The sequence below is a fragment of the Exiguobacterium sp. NPDC077395 genome, assembly GCF_050269125.1.
Lineage (GTDB): Bacteria > Bacillota > Bacilli > Exiguobacteriales > Exiguobacteriaceae > Exiguobacterium > Exiguobacterium aestuarii_A.
Genome location: NZ_JBNNHU010000001.1, coordinates 1053563 through 1067814 on the forward strand (window position 1 = coordinate 1053563; position 14252 = coordinate 1067814).

Annotated in this window: 13 protein-coding genes; 9 read left to right on the plus strand and 4 right to left on the minus strand. The window is 48.1% G+C overall.

The genetic code is table 11. The annotated features are described in order from the left end of the window. The first annotated feature begins 77 nt into the window (after positions 1–77). The 3 genes from ACQKD4_RS05395 (at position 78) to ACQKD4_RS05405 (ending at position 3701) form a co-directional block, all read left to right on the plus strand. The gene (locus ACQKD4_RS05395) at positions 78–974 is read left to right on the plus strand and encodes a peptidase U32 family protein (RefSeq protein WP_427373273.1); all 897 of its coding nucleotides are present in this window, start codon (positions 78–80) and stop codon (positions 972–974) included. A 3-nt stretch (positions 975–977) separates the two neighbouring features. Then, positions 978–2225, plus strand: coding sequence for a peptidase U32 family protein (locus ACQKD4_RS05400; RefSeq protein ID WP_427372675.1), 1248 nt, complete (start codon positions 978–980; stop codon positions 2223–2225). A 78-nt stretch (positions 2226–2303) separates the two neighbouring features. Then, entirely contained in the window at positions 2304–3701 is a 1398-nt protein-coding gene (locus ACQKD4_RS05405; RefSeq protein WP_427372676.1) for an MATE family efflux transporter, read from the plus strand. Here ACQKD4_RS05405 and ACQKD4_RS05410 read toward each other — a convergent pair whose 3' ends face one another. Beyond that, a complete protein-coding gene (locus ACQKD4_RS05410) occupies positions 3702–4565 on the minus strand; it encodes a DMT family transporter (protein WP_427372677.1) in 864 nt (287 codons plus the stop codon). A 200-nt stretch (positions 4566–4765) separates the two neighbouring features. On the opposite strand from ACQKD4_RS05410, the gene ACQKD4_RS05415 reads away from it, so the two are divergent. Continuing rightward, positions 4766–6892, plus strand: coding sequence for a DNA topoisomerase III (locus ACQKD4_RS05415; RefSeq protein WP_427372678.1), 2127 nt, complete (start codon positions 4766–4768; stop codon positions 6890–6892). Between the two features lie 15 nt (positions 6893–6907). Here ACQKD4_RS05415 and ytzI read toward each other — a convergent pair whose 3' ends face one another. Then, positions 6908–7099, minus strand: a complete 192-nt coding sequence (gene ytzI, locus ACQKD4_RS05420; protein WP_214692862.1) for a YtzI protein — start codon at positions 7097–7099, stop codon at positions 6908–6910. 144 nt (positions 7100–7243) lie between these two features. Between ytzI and ACQKD4_RS05425 the strand changes: the two genes are divergently transcribed. Continuing rightward, complete coding sequence (locus tag ACQKD4_RS05425) at positions 7244–8356, plus strand: PP2C family protein-serine/threonine phosphatase (RefSeq protein ID WP_427372679.1); 1113 nt, start codon at positions 7244–7246, stop codon at positions 8354–8356. A 39-nt stretch (positions 8357–8395) separates the two neighbouring features. On the opposite strand, the gene ACQKD4_RS05430 is transcribed toward ACQKD4_RS05425, so the two are convergent. After that, entirely contained in the window at positions 8396–9331 is a 936-nt protein-coding gene (locus ACQKD4_RS05430) for a magnesium transporter CorA family protein (RefSeq protein ID WP_074033258.1), read from the minus strand. A gap of 156 nt (positions 9332–9487) precedes the next feature. Here ACQKD4_RS05430 and ACQKD4_RS05435 point away from each other — a divergent pair, with 156 nt between their 5' ends. Further along, positions 9488–9850 (plus strand): Hpt domain-containing protein, encoded by a 363-nt coding sequence (locus tag ACQKD4_RS05435; protein WP_427373275.1) that lies wholly within the window; start codon positions 9488–9490, stop codon positions 9848–9850. A gap of 36 nt (positions 9851–9886) precedes the next feature. Here the strand turns inward: ACQKD4_RS05435 and ACQKD4_RS05440 are convergent, their stop codons facing one another. Next, positions 9887–10768: a chemotaxis protein CheV gene (locus ACQKD4_RS05440; protein WP_074033256.1), complete on the minus strand. Its 882-nt coding sequence runs from the start codon at positions 10766–10768 to the stop codon at positions 9887–9889. 222 nt (positions 10769–10990) lie between these two features. Between ACQKD4_RS05440 and ACQKD4_RS05445 the strand changes: the two genes are divergently transcribed. From ACQKD4_RS05445 to ACQKD4_RS05455, 3 genes are all read left to right on the plus strand, one after another. After that, positions 10991–12427: an NADP-dependent glyceraldehyde-3-phosphate dehydrogenase gene (locus tag ACQKD4_RS05445; RefSeq protein WP_074033255.1), complete on the plus strand. Its 1437-nt coding sequence runs from the start codon at positions 10991–10993 to the stop codon at positions 12425–12427. A 108-nt stretch (positions 12428–12535) separates the two neighbouring features. After that, the gene (locus tag ACQKD4_RS05450; RefSeq protein ID WP_427372680.1) at positions 12536–13510 is read left to right on the plus strand and encodes an MBL fold metallo-hydrolase; all 975 of its coding nucleotides are present in this window, start codon (positions 12536–12538) and stop codon (positions 13508–13510) included. After that, the gene (locus tag ACQKD4_RS05455; protein ID WP_427372681.1) at positions 13507–14250 is read left to right on the plus strand and encodes an SDR family NAD(P)-dependent oxidoreductase; all 744 of its coding nucleotides are present in this window, start codon (positions 13507–13509) and stop codon (positions 14248–14250) included. Before ACQKD4_RS05450 ends, ACQKD4_RS05455 begins: the two co-directional genes overlap by 4 nt. The last annotated feature ends 2 nt before the right edge of the window (positions 14251–14252 follow it).

Genomic DNA, 14252 nt, shown 5'->3' on the forward strand with positions numbered 1-14252 from the left:
CACATTCAATCCTATGCTAAAGTATAGCAAGAATATGTGATTAGACTCACAAAGTAGGGAGAAGAACAAATATGATGATTCAGCTCGTCACTACGGCGCAAAGCGTCGAACAAGCAGAAGCGTTAATTAAAGCGGGTACGGACCGATTATATATCGGGAATTCTAGGTTCGGCTTGCGACAAAAGGGAGACTGGACAATCGATGCTGTGAGGGAAGTCACACGGCTTGCCCATCGATACGGAAAAGAAGTGACGGTGGCCGTCAACAATTTGATGCATAACGACCATATTCAAGAATTGCCGGATTATTTACAAACGTTGAAAGCAATCGGCGTCGACGATGTGACAGCCGGGGATCCCGGGGCCATCCGTTTGATCCGTCAAGCGAAAATCCCCTATTGGTACGATGCCCAAACGCTTGTCACGTCCGCCAAACAGATTCAGTTCTGGGGGAAACGTGAGGCCATCGGAGCCGTCGTTGCGCGAGAAGTCACTCTCGAGGAATTGGTGTTGATTCAGCAACAAATCGGTCTCCCCGTTGAAGTTCAAGTGTACGGTCCGACGTGTATCCATCATTCGAAGCGACCGCTCGTGACGAACTATTTCAATGAACTTGGATGCCCTTCTGAAGAGGCGAAACAACGTGAGTTTTATATGAGTGAGCCAGCAGATGCGGCGAGTCGTTACCCCATCTACGAGGACGAGAATGGCACACATATTTTCTCAGAAGATTTGACGCTTATGGGTCAGCTACCGACGTTAGTCAAAAACGGTCTGCATACGTGGAAACTTGACGGCTGGCACGCGGGAGAACAGTTTGTTGAAATCGTTCAGTTGTTTACCGTCGCACGGGCGAATCTATTGAATGGTCGATTCGACCGAATCGAGATGGAGCACCGCCTCAGAGAATTACAACCGGAAGCGTTTCGACTCGGAACGGGATTATTGTTACGCAAACCAGAAGAGATCAAGTGAGGGATGAAGATGAAACAACGGCCAGAATTATTAGCGCCAGCAGGAAACTTAGAGAAATTGAAGATGGCGATTCATTATGGTGCCGATGCGGTCTATATCGGCGGTCAACAATTCGGGTTACGTTCGCGTGCCGGAAATTTTAGTTATGACGAGATGCGTGAAGGTGTGGCTTTCGCACATGCTCGCGGGGCGAAAGTATATGTCGCTGCAAACATGGTGACGCATGAAGGGGATATCGAAGGAGCTGGTGACTTCTTCCGCACGCTCCGTGATATCGGGATTGACGCAGTGATCGTCTCTGACCCTGCCATGATTGAGACGTGTCTCACAGAAGCGGAAGGCTTACCGGTTCACCTGTCGACACAAGCTTCCGCGACGAACTACGAGACGCTTCGTTTTTGGAAAGAAGAAGGACTCGAGCGGGTTGTTTTGGCTCGTGAAGTATCGATGGATGAGATTGTGCAAATGAAACAGGAAGTCGATGTTGAAATCGAGACGTTTGTCCATGGTGCGATGTGTATCTCATACTCAGGGCGTTGTACGCTGTCGAATCATATGACATTGCGGGATGCCAATCGAGGTGGCTGTGCCCAGTCGTGCCGTTGGAAATATGGCTTCTTTGAAGAGGATGATCTCTTGACGAAAGAGATGGAGGCCCGTGATGAAGAGCCGTTCTCGATGAGTTCGGTCGATTTATCGATGGTCCGACATATTCCCGACTTGGTGGACGCTGGAGTCGACAGTTTGAAAGTCGAAGGACGAATGAAATCGATTCATTACGTCGCGACCGTGTGTAACGTGTATCGTCAAGTGATTGACGCATACTGTGAAGATCCTGAGAACTTTGTCTTCGACCCGGCTTGGGAAGAAGAGATTTGGAAAGCGGCACAGCGAGAACTCGCGAGTGGTTTCTATTACGGGATTCCGACCGAGAAAGAACAATTGTTTGGGAAACCACGTTCGATTCCTCAGTACGCATTTGCCGCACGTGTCATCGCATACGACCCGTCGAGCGGGATGGCGACACTCGAACAACGAAATCACTTCTCAATCGGTGAAGAAGTTGAATTTTTCGGACCTGGATTCGTTCGTTTCTCCCAAGTCATCGAGACGATTGAGGATGTTGACGGTCAGCCAATCGAATCCGCCAACCAAGCGATGATGACGATTCGAGTTAAAGTGGAAAAACCCGTCGCGACCGATTACATCATGCGCAAGCGAAAAGGGGTTCCTGCACGCGTCTTCGCTTGACACATCCACCGAGCCAACATAGTCGCCCGAACTGTCTAATCCTGCTACCCTAAGAGATAGAGACGGAGGGATGGAAGGATGAACCAAAATACGGAGCAATTGCGGACAGAGCCCATCGGCCGACTCCTGTTTAAGTTATCGCTACCCGCGATGATCGGGATGCTCGTGACGGCGCTCTATAATATCATTGATACGATTTTTGTCGCTCGTGGCATTGGCGCTTCGGCCGTCGCGGCCATCGGGATTGCGTTTCCTATACAGATGATCTTAATGGCCGTGTCGAGTGCTGTTGGTCTCGGTGGCGCCTCCATCAGTTCTAGGAAGTTAGGGAGAGGTGACGATGCCGGTGCGGCTGTCACATTTTTGAACGTGCTCGTCCTCGTCGGATTGTTTGCTGCACTCGCGGTGAGTTCCGCCTTCTTTATGTTGGATGAGATTTTAATGGTCTTCGGGGCGACGTCCGAAATCATGGAGCTCAGTCGACAGTACTTATCGGTTGTCTTGATCAGTTCACCATTCTTTATGTTCACGCTTGCTTCGAGTGCGATGGTTCGTGCCGAAGGTCAGGCACCGTATCAAATGAAGGTCATGTTGACGACCGTTCTCGTCAACCTCGTGACGACGCCACTGTTCATCTTCACGTTCGACTGGGGGATGTATGGTGCAGCGACTTCGACGGCACTCGCTCAAGTCATCGGTTCCATTTTGATGCTTCGATTCTTTTTCGCCCGAAAACCAAAAACAGAACTGCGCTTCAAATGGCGACAGTTCCGGATACGATTCGATGAGATGAAAGAGATTATGGCAATCGGTTCCTCTTCATTCATCATGATGGTGTCCCAATCCATTTTGTTCGTTGGCGTCAACGTGATGCTCGGAACGTATGGTGGGACAGAGGAGTTGGCGATTTTCGCCATCATCAATAAGTTCATGGCGCTCGTCGGCATGCCAATCATGGGTATCGTCCAAGGGATGCAACCGATTGTCGGATATAACTATGGTGCCGAACGGTATGATCGTATGCGTGAGACCATATGGACAGCGATGCGGGCAGGGATTGCAATCGCTGTGATCATCTGGCTCATCTTGCAGCTATTCCCGAATACGCTGATGGGATGGTTCTCGACGGACGAGGCATTGATTGCGGGAGGCGTGACGGCGATTCACATTTTGTTCGCGGTCTCGTTTTTACCGAGTGTTCAAATGCTCGTCAACGGGATTTACCAGTCACTCGGGAAAGCGCGAGTCGCCATGTTCTTGTCCCTTTCACGTCAGACGCTCTATACGATTCCGCTTGTCTTTATACTTCCGTCGTTCTTCGGAGTGTTCGGGGTATGGTTGGCGTTTCCGATTGCCGATGCGATGACGTTTTTGACGGCGGTCGCCTTGGCGTTCTGGGACCGTAAATTATTGTTCCGTCCTTCAGAAGAAGATCAAGAAGCGCATGATGTGAATCCGAAAGCGACAAACTTATAATCAAACGTCCGCTCGTGTCGAGCGGGCGTCTTCTTTTAGGAATAAATAAATCCCGCCAAGCAAGACGATGGCGCCGAGCCACTGGAAAGGACCGAGTCGTTCACCGAAAAAGGCGTACCCGAATAGCATTCCCCATAAGGCCTCTCCGAGGATGGTAATACTGACGACGGTCGCACTGACCCGAGCGAGTGCATAATTGAACAGGTTATGCCCTAATATCGTCGGGAAAAAGGCAAGGGCGAGGAAATACCACCAGTTGACCGTTTCAAAGTCGGTGAACGTCGTCCCGCGTACGAGGAGCATGAAACAAAGGACGACCGTCGCGACGAGGTAGACGCTAAAAGAGTACGTATTCGTGTTCATCGATGTCCGGACATGTTGACCGACGAGCCAGTACCCTGCAATGAGGAGGGCGGCAATCAGAGCGAGCAGGTCACCCAATAGTGCTTCTCGTCCGAGCTGAATGTCACCTGCAGCGACAAGCATCCCACCGAGGACGGCTACGAGCGCGTATGCCAATCCTTTTCGCGTAGGGTTCTTTTTAAAGATCAAGGCGTTTCCGATTAAAACGAAAATTGGGCTTGATGTGACAAAAAGGGTGGAGCTGGCTACTGTTGTATAATCGAGTGATAAAAACCAGAGCCAAAAGTGAAACGCGAGCAGCGTCCCACTAAGTAACAAAGCATATCGTGTCATCAGTCGCGTTGTGATGAGTGATTTGAAATCGACGAATGGAAGTAGCATGAGACATGTGATCAGCATACGGTAAAACGCAGCCGTCTCGGCTGGAGCCGACGTCCATTTGACAAACAAGACGCTCGTCGACAAGAAAAAAACAGCAGCGAATAAAATGAGGTAAGACATGACGACACTCCTTCACATATGTATGTTCTCTGTTAATCATATCGGAAAACAGCCGTGTGGCAAGATATGATTCATAGAATACAAACAAATGCTCCCCTCTCGATATGTCCATCCTCGACTTGGTATAGTAAAATACATAGAAGAAGCAATCCCACCATGTACGTCTTGCCACGAAACTGAAGGCAAAGTAAGGAGTTCTTATGAGACTAATCATCGCGGAAAAGCCATCACAAGCTCAAAAGTTGGCGGCTCCCTATCCATCTAAAAAAAGAAAAGATGAGATTGAAATCTCACCATGTTCACGTTTCCCGGAAGGAGCGATTGTCGTCTGGGCGGTCGGTCACCTTTGCGAACTGCAGGAGCCTTCACACTATCGTCCTGAATGGAAGTCTTGGAAATACGAGGCACTTCCGATTGTTCCGGAACGGTTCGATTATCGAATCTCGAAAGGAAAATCAAAACCGTTTTACGCCATCAAGAAATGGCTTCATGACCGCTCCATCACCGATGTGATTATCGCTTCGGATGCCGAGCGGGAAGGGGAGGCGATTGTTCGATTAATTCTTCGACTCGCCGGAAACAAAAAACCGTTAGCACGACTTTGGATTTCGAGTCTGACAGAGCAAGCGGTCGACCGCGGATTCTCTCAACTGTTACCGGGTGAGCAAACAGTCCCTTATTATCATGAGGCGATGAGTCGCGCATGTGCCGACTGGCTCGTTGGCATGAACGCTTCCCGTGCATATACGACCTTGTTGAAAACAATCGGGATCGAGGACGTGTTCTCGCTCGGTCGTGTTCAGACACCGACACTCGCCTTGATCGTCAATCGCGAACGAGAAATCAAACAGTTCGTTCCAGAACCGTACTTTGAAGTCGAGGCGACACTTGCAAAAGGTCGGGGCACCTTCAAAGCAAAATATACACTCGGAAAGACGACGAAGCTCAAAACGCGTGAGGAAGCAGACGCGGTCGTGAAACGAGCTTCTGGCACCGCCACGGTCAAAACAATCGATAAAGAAGAAAAGATGGAGCAACCTCCATTTTGGTTCAGTTTATCCGGGCTTCAGGCAGAAGCAGGGAAACGATTCGGTTTCGGGGCGAAAAAGACGCTCGATATCGCTCAAAAGCTTTACACGAAAGGGTGGATCAGTTACCCGCGGACGGATTCTGGTTTTGTCACCCCAGATGAAGCGACGCTATTCCCTCAGACGAAGGCGAGATTGCTGAAGTCAGCCGCTTATGAGGGTCTTCGCGACGTCTTAACCGAGGATCCGTCAAAAAATCGGCGATACGTCAATGCTAAAAAGGTCAGTGATCACTACGCAATCATTCCGACCGAAGCTTGTGGTGACGTCACACGTCTCGGCGGCGATGAGGCAAAGCTGTACGATTTGATCAACCGACGTTTTCTCGCGGCATTTGCACCTGCGGCGAAGCTCGAGAAGACAACAGTTGATTTGATTGATGGAAACGACCTATATCGGGCAAAAGGGACCGTCGTCGTGAGTCCAGGTTATCGTCAAGTCGTCGAGATGAAATCAAAAGACGTCGAGCTTCCTGTGTTGGCAATTGGCGAAGAATTAAAAGAGAAAAAAGTTGAAGTGTTGTCAAAACAGACGGAGCCACCGAAGCGGTATACGGAAGGTTCACTGATCATGGCGATGAAAGTCGCAGGAAAACAACTCGATGACGAAGAGCTGATTCATATCATGAAAGAAGTCGAAGGTCTTGGCACCGAGGCGACACGCGCTAACATTATCGATGGATTGAAAAAGCGCGGTTATGTTCAACTTCAGAAAAAAGAGCTCGTTCCGACAGACAAAGGACGTCTCTTGATTGATGTGCTCGGAGACAGTATTTTAGCATCGCCTGTCATGACGGCGAAATGGGAGAAACGCCTTCACGAAATCGGCCAAGCATCGGCATCTGCCGCTGAATTTATAGAACAAGCGAAAAAGATGTCGATTCATTTGGTTGAAGAGGCGAAGTCACGAGTCAAGGCAGCAAACCCGGAAGGTTATACGATTGAGGCAAAGCGTTACGGGAAAAAAGGAGCGACTCGACCGAAACCCTCGTTTGGAGTCTGTCCGAATTGTGGCAAAGCCCTCGTTGAGCATCCGAAGTTCATCGGTTGTAGTGGTTACCGGGAAGGATGTCGCTTCACCGTCTCCAAACAAGTACTTGGTGTCGGACTGGTGAAAGATGAGTTGAAGCAAATGATCAACGGAGGTCAATCGAACGTGCATACGTTCAAAAAAGGCGAGAAGACGTTCAATGCTTCTTTATATCTTGAAAAAGGGACGCTCCGATTCGAATTCAAATAAAAGAAGGGTCGCGTATTAAAGCGGCCCTTCTGTCTTGTCAGTCTTTTCTTGTTTTTGGTCAGACTCGATGCGACGATTGATTTCGTCATAGTCTAGAACGATGTCGTCTTTGTTATCTTTGTAGGCATATCCTTTTTGAATGACGACGATGGATGCGATGAGGACGAGTAAAATAATCAAACCGCTGACGGCAAATATCCAGGCCATAAGAACCCCTCACTTTCTCTCTTCAGTATGCCAAATAGTGAGTCGATTCTTCAACTGGAACGAACAGGCGGTAATCTCGTGTGACATTGAAAAGATATGGTACAATACGATGTAGAACACTACGTAGAGAAGGAAGGGATAGTCATGGCGATTTTGATTGTGGACGACGAACCGGTCAATACGCTCGTTCTCGAGCAACTGCTTCACCAGCACGACTATGAGACGAAATCGGTCTCGAGCGGAGAAGAAGCACTCGATTTATTGATGGCCCCACAAGCCGCATCGCTGTATGATCTCGTCCTGTTGGATGTCGAGATGCCCGGGATTTCTGGAATCGAGACATGTAAACGAATTCGACAGATGGCTGATTACGAAGAAATGCCAGTCATCATGGTGTCGGGTCGTACAGATGAAAAGCAGATTGCTGAGGGACTAGATGCAGGAGCGTCAGACTATACGACGAAACCGATCAAGGTGACGGAGCTGCTTGCAAGAATCCGCTCTGCTCTTCGCTATAAAGCGGCCGTCGATGAACGGAAAATCTATGAGGCCCGTCTCCAATACGATTTGGATCTTGCGCAAAAAATCCAACAAAGTGCGCTCACGCCACCAATCAGTAATGAAGAGATTGACGTGCGCGCTCTCTATCTTCCATCAAAAAAATTAGCGGGGGATATGTATGCGTGGTTCCAGGTCGCACCGGACCGGTATGGTGTCATCATCTTTGATGTCATGGGTCATGGGGTCTCTTCGGCACTCATTACGATGGGTATTCGCTCGATTCTTCCGGGACTTGTTGGTAATGTTCAATATCCGGTCGACGTGATGACCGAGTTGAATCGTCAAATGACGTTCTTATTCTCTGGTGACGATATGCACAGTTACTTTACAGCGGTGTATTGCTATATCGATACAACGAAGCGTCGAATTGAGTATGTGAATGCAGGGCATCCTCCAGTCATTGTGACGTCAGAAGAAGGCAATTGTCGTCTTGAGACGACGGGAGTACCTGTTGGCATGTTCGAAGAGCCAAATTATGAGTCTAAAGAAGTTGATATTGCTCCGGGTATGACACTTCACATGTACACGGATGGACTCATGGAATGTTATAGCAAAGATATTGACGATGGGATTCGTTGGCTTGAGAAGGACGTCTCCACGTACGGTCTCGACTATAGTCGTCACGTTGCAGAGCAACTCGTCCCGAAAATTGAAATTGAGGATGACCTTTGTCTCGTCACGGTCAAAATCACATAACAAAGAGCCTGACGTATGATGCGTCAGGCTCTTGTACGTTTAGAAATATCGTTTTCGCCATAGGATATAAAAGGCAAGACCAGAAAATCCAATCATCATAGTAATCGCCATGATGAATCCGAACGGCTGTCCTTCCCATGGAACTTGGACGTTCATCCCAAAGATTCCAGAAATCATCGTTGGAATACTGAGTACAATCGTAATCGACGCTAAGAACTTCATGACGAAGTTGACGTTGTTCGAAATGATTGATCCGAATGCTTCCATCTTAATGCTGATGATATCATTATAGATGGACGCCATTTCCATGGCCTGGCGGTGTTCGACGAACACATCTTCTAATAGTTCTTCGTCCTCTTCATGTTTCTCCAAACTTGGTGTCTTGACGATTCGGTCTAAGACACTATCGTTCGCTTTCAAAGAGGTCATAAAGTAGACGAGGGATTTTTGCAGGTTCATCAATTGAAAGATTTCTTGATTTCGCATCGAACGTTGTAGTTCCTGTTCAAGCTCATCCATTCTTCGGTCGATTTGTCGCAAGAAGCGTAAGTACGTCATACTCACACGATGTAAGATCTGAAAGACGAAACGACTTCGATAATTCGTCCGGAACAGTCGTGCTTTGCCGTTTGCGAACAAGTTTAAGACGTCAAGCTCACGGGAACAGACGGTGATGAAATGTCGTCCAGTCACGATGATACCGAGCGGGATTGTATTGTAAGTTCGCCCCGTATCATCTTCCTCCACGTACGGGACGTCAATGATCATGAGAAGTCCCTCATCATCTTTTTCAAAACGTGGTTTTTCCTCAATATCAAGTGGGTCATATACAAAGTCTTCTGGAATGCCGGACGCCTCGATGACTTGATCGGCCTCATCTTTTGTCGGATTCACGAGCTGAATCCAGCTTCCTTTATCAAAGTCTTCGATTTCATCCACATGGCCTGATGCGTCAGTACGGTAAATCGTCAGCATGCATCTTCCTCCTACCTTAACTCAATCTTATTATAGGTAGCGAAAATGAAGAGTGCAATCCAAAGCAGGAGATTTTTTGTTTTCTCTAGAAAACGTGTTACAGTGAAAGGGAACGATTGAATGATCGTTTATTGAGGAGGGGTTATATTGACTAGAATGCCCGAAGACGCTCTGTTCAATGAGGCCAAATTAGCGGAGCTCCACCAAATCGCAAATGGAAATATGGATTTTTTAAATAAAATTGCAAACACATATATCAAGCAGTTCGAGGAAAAATATCCTGAACTGCAAGCAGCTGTCGAGTCGAACGACTATTCACGGGTCGAACAACTCGCCCATTTGTTAAAAGGGGCGTCCTATTCGGTCGGCTTGGAACAGACAGCGCTTCTTTTTCATGACCTTGAAGTGGCAGGCGAGAATGCACATCTTGAAGGTGCAAATGAGACACTCGCGACAATCGAGTCGCATAGTCAGCGTTTTTTAGTCGAATGGAATCATCATTTTGAGCAGTTGACGTAAAAAAAGTTTGCGACCGTGAAGTCGCAAACTTTTTTGTTATCCTACAAATTCGTCAAGTGTCGCAATCAAAATCCCAATTTCAGGTTTCGTGATTTGAGCGTTCGCCCCGACGGCCTCACCCTTATGCTTCAAGTCGTCTGAGATGAGCGACGAGAAGATGATGATTGGGAGGGACGCGTAACGGTCCATCTCTCGAAGACGCTTTGTTAAATGGAGTCCATCCATTTGTGGCATCTCGATGTCCGTGATGAGAAGGTCGCACTCTACGCCATCTTGTTCGAACGCATCGAGCGCCTCTTTCCCATTGTTGAAAACGGTCGTGTTGAAGTAACCCGCATCATCCAACGTATCGAGGATGAGTGAGCGTAGCATTTCCGAATCTTCAGCAATCCAAATGTTTTTATTCGAACGTTCGCGAGCCCCGAGGCGTTTGACTGATTCGCGGGCCATGATGTCTTTACGAGAAAGTTCGAGTGCGATTCGTTCATAATCAAGTAAGATGATCATTTGGTCACCTGTTTTGACGACACCATTCGTGATGCCTTGGACGCCGCGTGCAAGGTCGGAAGGCGTATCAATCTGCTCCCACGAGATGCGTTTGATCTCCGTCACTTGGTCGACGCGAAGAACTGATTTTTCCCCGTTAAACTCACAGACAATCAATCGATCGTCACTTCCGACCTCACGCGGATGATTGATGACCATCGGAAGGTCGATGACGGTCATGACTTCGCCCCGTAATTCAATCAGTCCCATGATTGCTTCTGGTGTACCCGGAAGAGGTGTCAATGGAAGCATCGTGATGATTTCACGTACTTTCATGACGTTGATTCCGAATAAGAACGGTCCAGCTTGGAAGATGACGATTTCAAGTTCGTTCGTTCCAGCCTCAAGTAAAATATTATGATCAGTGCTCAATGGTTGTCCCTCCTATTTCACGTACTCTCTTCTTTACTATCGGTTTCGGATCATCAAATCTATAGTGAAAAATTGTCGAACTCTCGTCAGAATTCACAAAAAGTTTCATAGTAACCGTTTACATCTTATAAACTGAATCGTTATAGTTGTCCAATGCAAAAAAATCTGCATACAATGGGGTTGGCAACGAGATATTACAGCTTACTCAGGAGGCAGATAGAGATGATGAGTATGAACACATATCCATATTTATTAAATGGTCAATGGCAGGAATCATCAAGTCAGGAAACGATTGAACTCGTTTCACCATATAAAGACGAAGTCGTAGGTCGCGTTCAGGCGATGTCACGCGATGAAGTCGATGCAGCCATCCATGGCGCAAAACGTGCACAACAAGAATGGGCGGCGCTTCCGGTCAACAAGCGCGCTGAATTGTTGTATGCATGGGCAGAGAAACTCGAAGAACGCGTCGATGAGATCGGTCAAATCATCATGCAAGAAGTCGGGAAAAACTTGAACGACGCGAAAAAAGAAGTCGTTCGCACAGCTGAAATCATCCGTTACACAGCGGAAGAAGGCATTCGTTTCAATGGTGGATTCATGCAAGGTGATTCGTTCCCTGGTGGTTCGAAAAACAAGATGGCCATCATCAAGAAAGAGGCGCTTGGTGTCGTGCTCGCGATTTCACCGTTCAACTACCCGGTCAACTTGGCAGCAGCAAAAATTGCGCCAGCTCTCGTCACGGGGAATGCGGTCGTCTTCAAACCGGCGACACAAGGTGCGATCAGCGGAATCAAGATGGTCGAAGCCCTTCATGACGCAGGACTTCCAAAAGGTCTCTTGAATCTCGTGACAGGACGCGGTTCGGTCATCGGGGACTACTTGACGTCTCACCCAGGAATCGACATGATCACATTCACAGGTGGAACAGGTACAGGTCAACACTTGTCACAACAAGCGTCAATGGTACCGGTCGTGCTCGAACTCGGTGGGAAAGATCCGGCACTCGTCCTTGAGGATGCGGATTTGACACTTGCGGCAGATCAAATTGTCAGTGGTGCATTCTCGTACTCAGGTCAACGTTGTACAGCCATCAAACGCGTCTTCGTTCTCGAAGACCAAGCGGATGAGCTCGTTGGCATGTTGAAAGAACGCGTCGCGAAACTCTCGGTCGGTTCGCCTGAAGAGAACAGCTTCATCGTTCCTTTAGTCGATGCGAAAACGACAGATTACGTTCAAGGTTTGATTGACGATGCGGTCAACAAAAAGGCGACGGTCGTTCATGGAAATGAGCGTGAAGGAAACCTCATTTATCCGACATTGCTCGATCATGTGACGACAGACATGCGTGTCGCATGGGAAGAACCGTTCGGACCAGTCCTTCCTGTCATTCGCGTGAAATCACTCGAAGAGATGATTGAACTCACGAACGAATCTGAGTTCGGTCTTCAAGCGAGTGTCTTCACACAAAATGTGAATAGCGCCTTTACAGTCGCTGACAAGTTAGAAGTCGGTACGGTTCAAGTGAACGGACGTACAGAACGTGGTCCAGACCACTTCCCATTCATCGGCGTGAAACAATCGGGACTTGGCGTTCAAGGAATCGGGCGTAGCCTAGAGACGATGACACGCGATAAAGTGACGGTTATCAACTTATAATATTCACCATTCGTGAGGGGGAGATTTCCCCCTCTTTTTTGTTTGATTGAAAACGCATCTTTCAGACGGGTATAATGGAGAAAGACAGGAAGAAGGGGTGGTGATGACGTGGCGGACTGGATTTCAAGCCAACTGGCAAGACTCGAGATTCCGACACCGTTCGAAGTTGGAAACGTGAACGTATATATCGTTGAACATATGAATCGCTTTTTTATGGTCGACTGTGGACCAGATACGGAAGAAGCGTGGACTTCATTGAATCGGCAACTTGATGAGCTTGAACTATCGTTGTCTGACATCGACTTTTTATTTTTGACGCATCATCATGCCGACCATGCGGGGCAGGCGTGGCGACTTCGTGATGCATCGATTCCGGTGTATGGGCACGAGAAGCTCGTTCGATACTTAGAACAAACCCCGAATTTTCTAAAAAGGGGCAACCACTTTTTACATGAACTAGCCCTCTCATTTGGAGCACCGGCACCACTCGTGGAAAAATTGCCAGACTATCGGGAAGCGTTACGTTGGATTGGGCCGACGACCGTCACCATGACATTCAGTGACGGACAAGCTTTGACACCGGACGGGGCGTGGCAGACGATTCATTTGCCGGGACATGCGAGTGACCAACTTGGATTGATTGGTCCTGGCGGCGTTTTGATTGCAGGAGATCACTTGATTGATAAGGTCGAACCAAATCCACTTATCGAACAGCCGTATGAGGGTGAAGGGTTTGCCTCACCGGTTATTCTCTATATCGATTCACTTAAAAAGTTGCGTGGAATCGATTTGAAACTTGTCGTCAGTGGACACGGTGAACCGATTCATCATCCGAACGATTTGATTGAGAGCCGAATCCGACAACGGTATGAACGCAGTGAACAATTGCTTGCTGAATGGGAAGATGGACTTAGTGTCTTTGATTGGTCGATGAAATTATATGGGAGAAAGATGCGAAGTGGGATGCCACTCGTCTTTAGCGAGGTGTTCGCACGACTCAGTTTACTCGAAGAGCGTGGCGACATCGAGAGACGCCGGGATGACCAAAAATGGATTTATACAAAGAAAGAAGCGATGTCATGAAACGGGTAGTCATTACAGGTGCGTCAAGCGGACTCGGTGCCGCATTGGCGCATTCTTTTTATGAAAAAGGATATAGCGTGTTATTGATTGGAAGAAATGAAGAACGTTTGAAAACCATTGCGACCACGTGTGAGGGAGAATGGATGCGCGCGGACGTCACGAAGGCGGATGCTCTTGTCGATGATGTGATTGAGCGATTTGGGAAGTTTGACATTTGGGTCAATAATGCAGGAATGGCTGAATTTGATTTCGTGACTGATCAATCGACTGATGTGATGGAAGAGACGATGCATGTGAATGCCGTCGCTCCGATGTTGTTATCGAGGAACGCTGCTCGAGTGTTAGAACGTGGAGGTGTCATCATCAACATCTGTTCGCAAGCTGCAAAAGTTCCGACACCTAAATCAGCCGTGTACGCAGGATCGAAAGCTGCACTTTTACAGTTCTCAAACGCCCTTCGACTCGAGTTGAAGCCACGTGGCGTCCATGTCATGACTGTCAATCCGGGACCGATTGCCACCCCGTTCTTTGATCGGGCCGATAAGAGTGGTACATATGCCCAAAGCGTTAAAGGAATCATGCTTGACCCGAAACGATTGGCCGACGTGATTGTCAAAGGGAGTTTGACGCGAAAACGCGAAATCAATGCACCGTGGTGGATGAACATCGGGGCGAATGTGTACGCAATCTGCCCAAGTATGTTCGAAATGCTCGCAAAACGGGGATTTGAGAAAAAGTAAAA

What these genes read in the sequence shown, in the direction of transcription:
- ACQKD4_RS05430 (WP_074033258.1), bottom strand. Translation starts at nt 9,331, where the DNA reads ATGCTGACGATTTACCGTACTGACGCATCAGGCCATGTGGATGAAATC.
- ACQKD4_RS05415 (WP_427372678.1), top strand. Translation starts at nt 4,766, where the DNA reads ATGAGACTAATCATCGCGGAAAAGCCATCACAAGCTCAAAAGTTGGCG.
- ACQKD4_RS05455 (WP_427372681.1), top strand. Translation starts at nt 13,507, where the DNA reads ATGAAACGGGTAGTCATTACAGGTGCGTCAAGCGGACTCGGTGCCGCA.
- ACQKD4_RS05410 (WP_427372677.1), bottom strand. Translation starts at nt 4,565, where the DNA reads ATGTCTTACCTCATTTTATTCGCTGCTGTTTTTTTCTTGTCGACGAGC.
- ACQKD4_RS05425 (WP_427372679.1), top strand. Translation starts at nt 7,244, where the DNA reads ATGGCGATTTTGATTGTGGACGACGAACCGGTCAATACGCTCGTTCTC.
- ACQKD4_RS05405 (WP_427372676.1), top strand. Translation starts at nt 2,304, where the DNA reads ATGAACCAAAATACGGAGCAATTGCGGACAGAGCCCATCGGCCGACTC.
- ACQKD4_RS05435 (WP_427373275.1), top strand. Translation starts at nt 9,488, where the DNA reads ATGCCCGAAGACGCTCTGTTCAATGAGGCCAAATTAGCGGAGCTCCAC.
- ACQKD4_RS05400 (WP_427372675.1), top strand. Translation starts at nt 978, where the DNA reads ATGAAGATGAAACAACGGCCAGAATTATTAGCGCCAGCAGGAAACTTA.
- ACQKD4_RS05445 (WP_074033255.1), top strand. Translation starts at nt 10,991, where the DNA reads ATGATGAGTATGAACACATATCCATATTTATTAAATGGTCAATGGCAG.
- ytzI (WP_214692862.1), bottom strand. Translation starts at nt 7,099, where the DNA reads ATGGCCTGGATATTTGCCGTCAGCGGTTTGATTATTTTACTCGTCCTC.